Source organism: Nocardia sp. CC201C (genome assembly GCF_030010695.1).
GTDB classification, from domain to species: Bacteria; Actinomycetota; Actinomycetes; order Mycobacteriales; family Mycobacteriaceae; genus Nocardia; species Nocardia otitidiscaviarum.
On sequence record NZ_JASCXP010000402.1, the window covers coordinates 1 to 6,868 of the forward strand.

The 6,868-nt window shown below is 69.6% G+C and carries 6 protein-coding genes; 2 read left to right on the forward strand and 4 right to left on the reverse strand.

Annotated elements, in window-relative coordinates:
- Positions 1-33 precede the first annotated feature (33 nt).
- On the reverse strand, positions 34-669 hold the full coding sequence (locus QK444_RS29840; RefSeq protein WP_282785453.1) for a cutinase family protein: 636 nt from the start codon (positions 667-669) through the stop codon (positions 34-36).
- 287 nt (positions 670-956) lie between these two features.
- On the opposite strand from QK444_RS29840, the gene QK444_RS29845 reads away from it, so the two are divergent.
- Positions 957-2,360: a wax ester/triacylglycerol synthase family O-acyltransferase gene (locus tag QK444_RS29845; RefSeq protein ID WP_282785454.1), complete on the forward strand. Its 1,404-nt coding sequence runs from the start codon at positions 957-959 to the stop codon at positions 2,358-2,360.
- Positions 2,361-2,373: 13 nt separating this feature from the next.
- On the opposite strand, the gene QK444_RS29850 is transcribed toward QK444_RS29845, so the two are convergent.
- The 3 genes from QK444_RS29850 to QK444_RS29860 all read right to left on the reverse strand — a co-directional run bounded on the left by QK444_RS29850 (position 2,374) and on the right by QK444_RS29860 (position 5,460).
- Positions 2,374-3,312 carry an alpha/beta hydrolase gene (locus QK444_RS29850; protein WP_282785455.1) on the reverse strand — a complete coding sequence of 313 codons (939 nt, stop codon included), beginning with the start codon at positions 3,310-3,312 and terminating at the stop codon, positions 2,374-2,376.
- An 86-nt stretch (positions 3,313-3,398) separates the two neighbouring features.
- Positions 3,399-4,304 (reverse strand): expansin EXLX1 family cellulose-binding protein, encoded by a 906-nt coding sequence (locus QK444_RS29855; protein WP_282785456.1) that lies wholly within the window; start codon positions 4,302-4,304, stop codon positions 3,399-3,401.
- 157 nt (positions 4,305-4,461) lie between these two features.
- Positions 4,462-5,460, reverse strand: coding sequence for a zinc-binding alcohol dehydrogenase family protein (locus QK444_RS29860; protein WP_282785458.1), 999 nt, complete (start codon positions 5,458-5,460; stop codon positions 4,462-4,464).
- A gap of 214 nt (positions 5,461-5,674) precedes the next feature.
- Here QK444_RS29860 and QK444_RS29865 point away from each other — a divergent pair, with 214 nt between their 5' ends.
- The gene (locus QK444_RS29865) at positions 5,675-6,667 is read left to right on the forward strand and encodes a TIGR03557 family F420-dependent LLM class oxidoreductase (RefSeq protein WP_282785457.1); all 993 of its coding nucleotides are present in this window, start codon (positions 5,675-5,677) and stop codon (positions 6,665-6,667) included.
- Positions 6,668-6,868 lie beyond the last annotated feature (201 nt).

Below are 6,868 nucleotides of genomic sequence, written 5' to 3' on the forward strand. Positions count from 1 at the left end.
GGGAGCCCCTCCCCGGTCCCGTGCGGCCCCGGCTCACAGCCGACCGGCCGCGAAGTTGGCCGCCGCCACGAAGCTGTGCCCGTAGGACACGTGCGAGGCCGCGTTCATCCCGCCGCCGCAGATGGGATCGCCTCCGGTGCACCAGTTTCCGGTCCGCCAGGCGTATTCGCCCGGTACGCCCGCGCCGACCGCGCGCAGCGGGTCGCCGAACAGCAGCACCGACGAGATCCGCCGGGCGAGGTCGCCGGCCAGCTGCACCCGCCCCGGATACCAGCTCACATTGCCGGTCCCGATCGCCGCGTGGATGACCGCCGCGCCCTGGGAGTAGCCGACCAGGATGAAGCGCTGCGCCGGGCACACCCCGGCCTGATGGGCCAGGTGTCCCACCAGATCCGCGGTGCCCGCGCCGAGATTGAAGGAGTGGTCGGCCGGATAGGCCACCGGATAGGCGCTCAGCGAGACGGGCAACCGTTGCCGCAGTTGGCCGTAGAGTGGATTGCCCACCACATCGCCCAACCAGCCCGGTTCGCCCGTGCCCCGCACCACCACCACATCGATATCGGCGCACCAGTTGGCGTGCGCCCGTGGGACCTGTGGCGGGTAGAGCACGCTCACCAGCACCAGCAGTGCGGTGAACAGCCAAGCAATTCGCCAATTTCCTCCCAGCATCACCTTCCGGCCGCGCATAGTTCTCACCCTTCTCACGCCGTTGTGAGAAGCCCGGTGACTCTTGTCAGTGACAAGTGACACTCACCGGGCTATGAGCTCCAAGGTAGGGAGGGGGAGCACGGACGACAACGTAGTCCACTGTATGGATACCCAGCCGGGACCCAACCGTAGCCATCCGAATCGCGTTATCCGGCAGCTATTTTCAGGCAACGGATCGGCATCGACCGGTCGGCGACGAGCCCGCCGAACCCGGCCCGAAGTAGAACGCGTTTCCATAGTGTGTCGATATGGAAAGACTCACCGGACTCGACGCCAGCTTCCTCTACCTCGAAACCGACAGTCAGCTGCTGCACGTCTGCGCGCTGCTCATCCTCGATCCGAACGCCGACGGCGCGGGATACGACTTCGACGAGCTGAAGGCCGAACTGGGCCGTCGCCTGCATCTGGTCCCGGCCATGCGCCGCCGCCTGCACACCGTACCGCTGAATCTGGATCACCCGGTGTGGGTGCGGGATTCGGCCTTCGACCTCGATCACCACCTGCACCGCGTCGAGCTGCCCGCACCGGGCGACGACCGGGCGCTGGCCGACCTCACCGCCGAGATCGCGGGGCGGCCCATGGACCGAGGCCGTCCGCTCTGGGAGATGTGGGTGGTGGAGGGCCTGCCGGACGGCAAGATCGCGATGATCGCCAAATACCACCACGCCATCGTCGACGGCATCACCGGCACCACCATGATGATGCACCTGTGCGATCTGGAACCCGGGGTGCGCTATCCGGAGCCGGATCCGGCCGAGATCCCCGGGCCCGAGCGCGAACCCCACGATCTGCTGCTGGCCGCCGAGGCCGCGCTGCGGTTCCCGGGGAAACTCGGCATGGTCGGTCTGGTGCCCAGGACCGTGGGCATCCTGGGCGATCTGGTACGACGGCGGCGCGAGCAGTCCTCGGGCATGCCGCTGCCGTTCACCGCGCCCCGCACCCCGTTCAACAGGGCCATCACCGCGCACCGCGCGGTGTCGTTCGTGGCCACCGACTTCGCCGATATCCGCGAGATCAAGGACGCGTTCGGGGTGAAGGTCAACGATGTGGTGCTCGCCGTGGTCGGCGGCGCATTGCGCGGATACCTCGAAACACACGGCGCGCTACCGGATTCCACCCTCATCGCCTCGGTGCCGGTGTCGGTGCACGAGACCTCGCGGCATACGGAGGGCACCAACAAGGTCTCCACCCTGTTCGCCCGCCTGCGCACCGATATCCCCGATCCGGTGGAGCGGCTGCTGCTCATCGCGCAGGACAATCGCAGCGCGAAGGAGGAGCACAATCTCATCGGCGCGGACTTCCTGCAGGACTGGGCGAAATACGCCCCGCCCAACATCTTTCAGCTGGCGGCCCGGGCCTACTCCGCACTCGAGCTCGCCGAGCACCATCCGGTCGTGCACAACCTGGTGGTGTCGAATGTGCCCGGACCCAGCTTCCCCATGTACTTCCTGGGCCTGCGCATGGACGCCCTGTACCCGTTCGGGCCGGTCTTCCACGGCGCCGGCCTCACCAGCACCGTGCTCACCTGCGACGGCACGATGGACTTCGGCTTCATCGCCTGCCGGGAACTGGTCCCCGACGTAGCGCGTCTGGCCGACCTGGTGCCCGAGGTGATCCGCGAACTGCTCAAGGCCGCCCGCGAACGACACTGAGCCGCAACGTCACTCAGCGCCGCTCGACGACCGACTCCAGCGCCTCGAGGAACACCGGGACGAAGACGTCCGCCTCGAGCACGCAGGCCGCGTGCCCGGCGGGAGCGAGGAAGATCTCCGCTCCCGGAATCATTGTCGCCATCTCCAGCTGCCGGTAGACCGGCAGCGCCCGATCCCGGGTGGTGATCACCACGGCGGTCGGCACCCGCAGCGACGGCAGCCACGGCGAGGAGTCGAAGCGCCCCAGCGTGGCGATCACCTGAGTCAGCGCCCAACCGCTGAGACTGCGCATCTGCCCCATGGCCCACCGGTCCATCCGCCCCACCGGCCAGGTCGCCTCGGGCAGCTCCGGCAGCCGGGTGGCCTTGAGATGCGCTCGCCGCCACGACAATTCCGAGACGCTGGTGGCGAATGCCGCCATGGCCCGATGAAAGGCGCGCTCGCGCCACTTCTCCTGGAACCGGTAGGTGGTGGCGGCCAGCACCAGCCCGCCCACCCGGTCCGGATGCCGGTGCGCGACGAGTTGGGCGGTGATGCCGCCCATGGAGTAGCCCGCCATGATCGGCCGGTCCACGGCCAAGACGTCGGCCAGGGCGACGACGTCATCGGCGACCTCGTCGAGATCGAACGTCTCGGACCGGATGCCGTGCCCGTGCCAGCGCTGGTCGAACAGCACCACCCGGTACCGCTCGTTGAGCTCCTGCAGCGATGGGAACCAGTTCAGCATGGCGGTGGTGGCCGCGCCGTGCAGCAGGAAGACCGTCTCCGCGTCCGGGGTCGGGCCGGGCAGGTCCACCACGTAGGTGCGCCCGCGGCCGGGCAGCTCCACCATCGATCCCGCGGGAACCTCGGTCAACCTGGATATCCGCGAGGACAGCCGCCGGGAGCGCGGGCGCTGCGCCGCACCCCGGGACGGATCGCGCTCGGACAGTTCCATTCTGGGGTTCGTCATCGAAAACCTCCCGGCGTACCGCTCCCCGGCGGTCAAATTGGAACACGTTTCACTATGGATGATGCCATACTCCGGTGAACGAATCCCTAGTCGCAGGACCGCGTCGCCGGGACCACGGTGGTGACCAGCGTGGTCACCGGGATGGGCGACGGCGGGGCGGGCAACGGCAGCGCGGGCAATTCGTAGAGCGCGATATCGGTGTAGCGCACCCGCGCCGGTTCCAGGACGATGCCGGGCACCAGCACATCATGGCCGTAGATATCGGACACCATGGCGGTGAACGGGCCGGGGCCGAGGCCGGAGGCGGACCAGTAGTTGTCGTAACCGCGCCGCAGCGGCCGCCAGTCGCCACCGGATTCCGGCCGCAGCGCCACCTGCCGCAGCGGATTGCCGGTATTGGCGAACAGCAACCCCAGCCAGTCCGCCGAGACACCCTGCTGCACCCGGTACGACAGCGACGGCGGCGGAGTCGGATTGCGCACCTTGCTGATCCGAATCCGCGCGACCCCGGCGGCCGGGTCGGCGACCTGCGCGAAGGCGGCGGCGCTCAGGTCGTACTGATGCGGTGCGCACCCCGGGCAGCGGTCCACGATCTGGGCGCGCACACTGCCGAGCGGGCCGTCGATGTCGACGTAGGTGCCACACGCGGCGGAGCTGTCGTACTCCCCCGTGGGCACCCCGATGTAGAAGCCGTCGAGCGGCAGATCCGGGAAGGAGCAGGCCACCCCCTGGCCGAAATGGTAGAAGCGCGCCTCCCGCGACTCCTCCGGCAGGCGTTCCTCCAGCGTCGGAAGCTGTTCGGGTGCAATCGGACTCGGTTGCACGATGGGCGGTACGACTTTGACGGTGGTGATCGACGTGGTGGTGGTCTGGCAGGCGGCGGGCTGGGGGCGCGCGATCCACATCGCCCCGGCGACCACCGTCAATCCCGCCAGCGCCGTCCACAGCCAGGGTCTGCTGCTCCGGACCTCTTCGTGTCCTGTGCGGTGCATGGCCGCTCCCCAACCTCCGAATCAGGTTTGCTGCAATGATGCTGAACACTTTCAGGAAAGCATCAGTGCAGCTGACGCATGACTTGAATCGGAAACTCGGAATGGCAGACTCGGCGTGTCGACGGCGTGTCCGGTGGTATCTCCCCCGCCCGACCGGTCAGGGGACCAGGACCGCCGCGCCGGCGAAGCGCCCGTGCGCCAGATCGGCCAGCGCACGGTCGGCCACATCGAGCGGATAGGGGTGCACGGAGACCTCGAGCCGGTGATCGGCGGCGAATGCCAGGAATTCGCGGGCGTCGGCGCGGGTATTGGCGGTGACCGAACGGATCTCCCGCTCCTGGAACAGGTGCCGCTGATAGTTCAGCGGCGGGATGTCGGACAGGTGGATCCCGGCGATGGAGAGCACGCCGCCCCGGTCCAACGCCGCCATGGCCGGGAGTACGAGATCACCCACCGGAGCGAAAAGAATTGCCGCGTCCAACTTTTCCGGCGGCGGGTCGGCCGCGCCCTGCGCCGAGGCGGCACCGAGTTCCAGGGCCAGTTCCCGCGCCGCCGAATCCCGGGTCATCACATGGATTTCCGCGCCTCGCGCCAAGGCGACCTGGGCGGCGAGATGGGCGCTGCCGCCGAAACCGTAGATCCCCAGCCGACCGCCCGGGGGCAGCGCGGCGCGTTCGAGGGCACGGTAACCGATGATGCCCGCGCACAGCAGCGGCGCGAGCTCCCCGTCGCTGTAACCCTTCGGCAGCGGATGGGCGAAATCCGCGGGCACCGTAGTGTATTCGGCATAGCCGCCGTCGGCGTCCCAGCCGGTGTAGCGTGAGTTCGGGCAGAGGTTCTCCGCGCCGCGCAGGCAGTGCCGGCAGCGACCGCAGGTATGGCGCAGCCAGGCGATGCCGATCCGCTCCCCGACCGCGAATTCCCCTGCCCCGCCGCCGGTTCCGACCACCTCCCCCACCACTTCATGGCCGGGGACGACCCGGGGGCGGTGCACCGGCAGATCACCCTCGGTCACGTGCAGATCGGTCCGGCACACGCCGCAGGCCAGCACCCGCACCAGCAGCTCCCCCGGCCCCGGTGCGGGTACGGCGTCCCGCTCCCACCGCAGCGGTCGACCGTCGATCGGACCGGGCCGCTCGACCCGCCACGCCGCCATGTACCCCGTGCCGCCCATACCGCACCGCCTTCCGCCGCCGTACGCCGACTCCGCCCGTATGCCGAGCTTAGTGCGCGTACCGGCGGCGACGCCCGCACCGGTTCACCGCGCCCGCAGCGGGTAGCTCCCCCATGTCCCCCGGTAGCCGACGACCACGAACCCGCGACCGCCACGGTCGCGGAGTCCTATCCCTACCAATGATGAGGAGAACCCTGTGACTCGCTTCGGATACACCCTCATGACTGAGCAGAGCGGACCGCGCGAACTGGTGCGCTACGCGGTGGCGGCGGAGGAGGTCGGATTCGATTTCGCCGTCATGAGCGACCACTACTTCCCCTGGCTGGCCGAGCAGGGGCACGCGCCGAACGCCTGGACCGTGCTGGGCGCGGTGGCGCAGGCGACGCGGCGGATACCACTCATGACCTATGTGACCTGCCCGACCATCCGATACCACCCGGTACTGGTGGCGCAGCAGGCGGCGACGCTGCAGATTCTGGCGGAGGGCCGCTTCACGCTCGGGTTGGGCAGCGGTGAGAATCTGAACGAGCACGTGGTGGGTCAGGGGTGGCCCGCGCTGGCGGAGCGGCACGACCGGCTGCGGGAGGCGATGCAGATCATTCGGGAACTGCACACCGGCCGCACGGTCGAACGGCAGGGCCGCTGGTACCAGGTGGATTCGGCCAAGATCTGGGACCTGCCGGAGCAGCCGGTCCCGATCGCCGTGGCGGTGTCGGGATCGCGCTCGGTGGACCGCTTCGCGCCGTTGGCCGACGAGATGGTGACCACCAGCCCGGACGCCGATCTGGTCGAGCACTGGCATCGCACCCGGGAGCGGGTGCTCGGCGAGGCGGTGCCCGCGCGGGTGACGGGTCAGCTACCGATCAGCTGGGATACCGACCGGGATGCCGCCGTGCGCCGGGCGCACGAGCAGTTCCGCTGGTCGCTGGGCGGCTGGCCGGTGAACAGCAATCTGCCGACGCCGGAAGCGTTCAGCGCCGCCACCGGGAGCGTGCGGCCCGAGGATGTGGCCGGGCAGATTCCGTGCGGACCCGACCTGGACGCCATCGTGGCGGCGGTGCGGCCCTATCAGGAGGCCGGATTCACCGATATCGCCCTGGTGCAGATCGGTGACGAACGCCAGGAGGAGTTCCTCGCCAAGACGGCGGGTCCGCTACTGGAGGCGCTGCGCGCGGCGGATTCGCCGTGAGCCGCGGCACGCGCAGGTCACGGCTCACGGCCCCGCGGTCTCGGCTCCCAGCCCCGCGGTCTCGGCTCCCAGCCCCGCGGTCTCGGCTCCCAGGCCCGCGGTCTCGGCTCCCAGCCCCGCGGTCTCGGCCTCCGGCCGCCCGGCGTCCCGCCCCGTGGTCTCGGCCTCCAGCCCCCCCGGGGGGGCGTAACGCCCAGCCCG

Coding starts and splice junctions, on each gene's coding strand:
- QK444_RS29845 (WP_282785454.1), top strand. CDS start 957: ATGGAAAGACTCACCGGACTCGACGCCAGCTTCCTCTACCTCGAAACC.
- QK444_RS29855 (WP_282785456.1), bottom strand. CDS start 4,304: ATGCACCGCACAGGACACGAAGAGGTCCGGAGCAGCAGACCCTGGCTG.
- QK444_RS29850 (WP_282785455.1), bottom strand. CDS start 3,312: ATGACGAACCCCAGAATGGAACTGTCCGAGCGCGATCCGTCCCGGGGT.
- QK444_RS29860 (WP_282785458.1), bottom strand. CDS start 5,460: ATGGCGGCGTGGCGGGTCGAGCGGCCCGGTCCGATCGACGGTCGACCG.
- QK444_RS29840 (WP_282785453.1), bottom strand. CDS start 669: ATGCTGGGAGGAAATTGGCGAATTGCTTGGCTGTTCACCGCACTGCTG.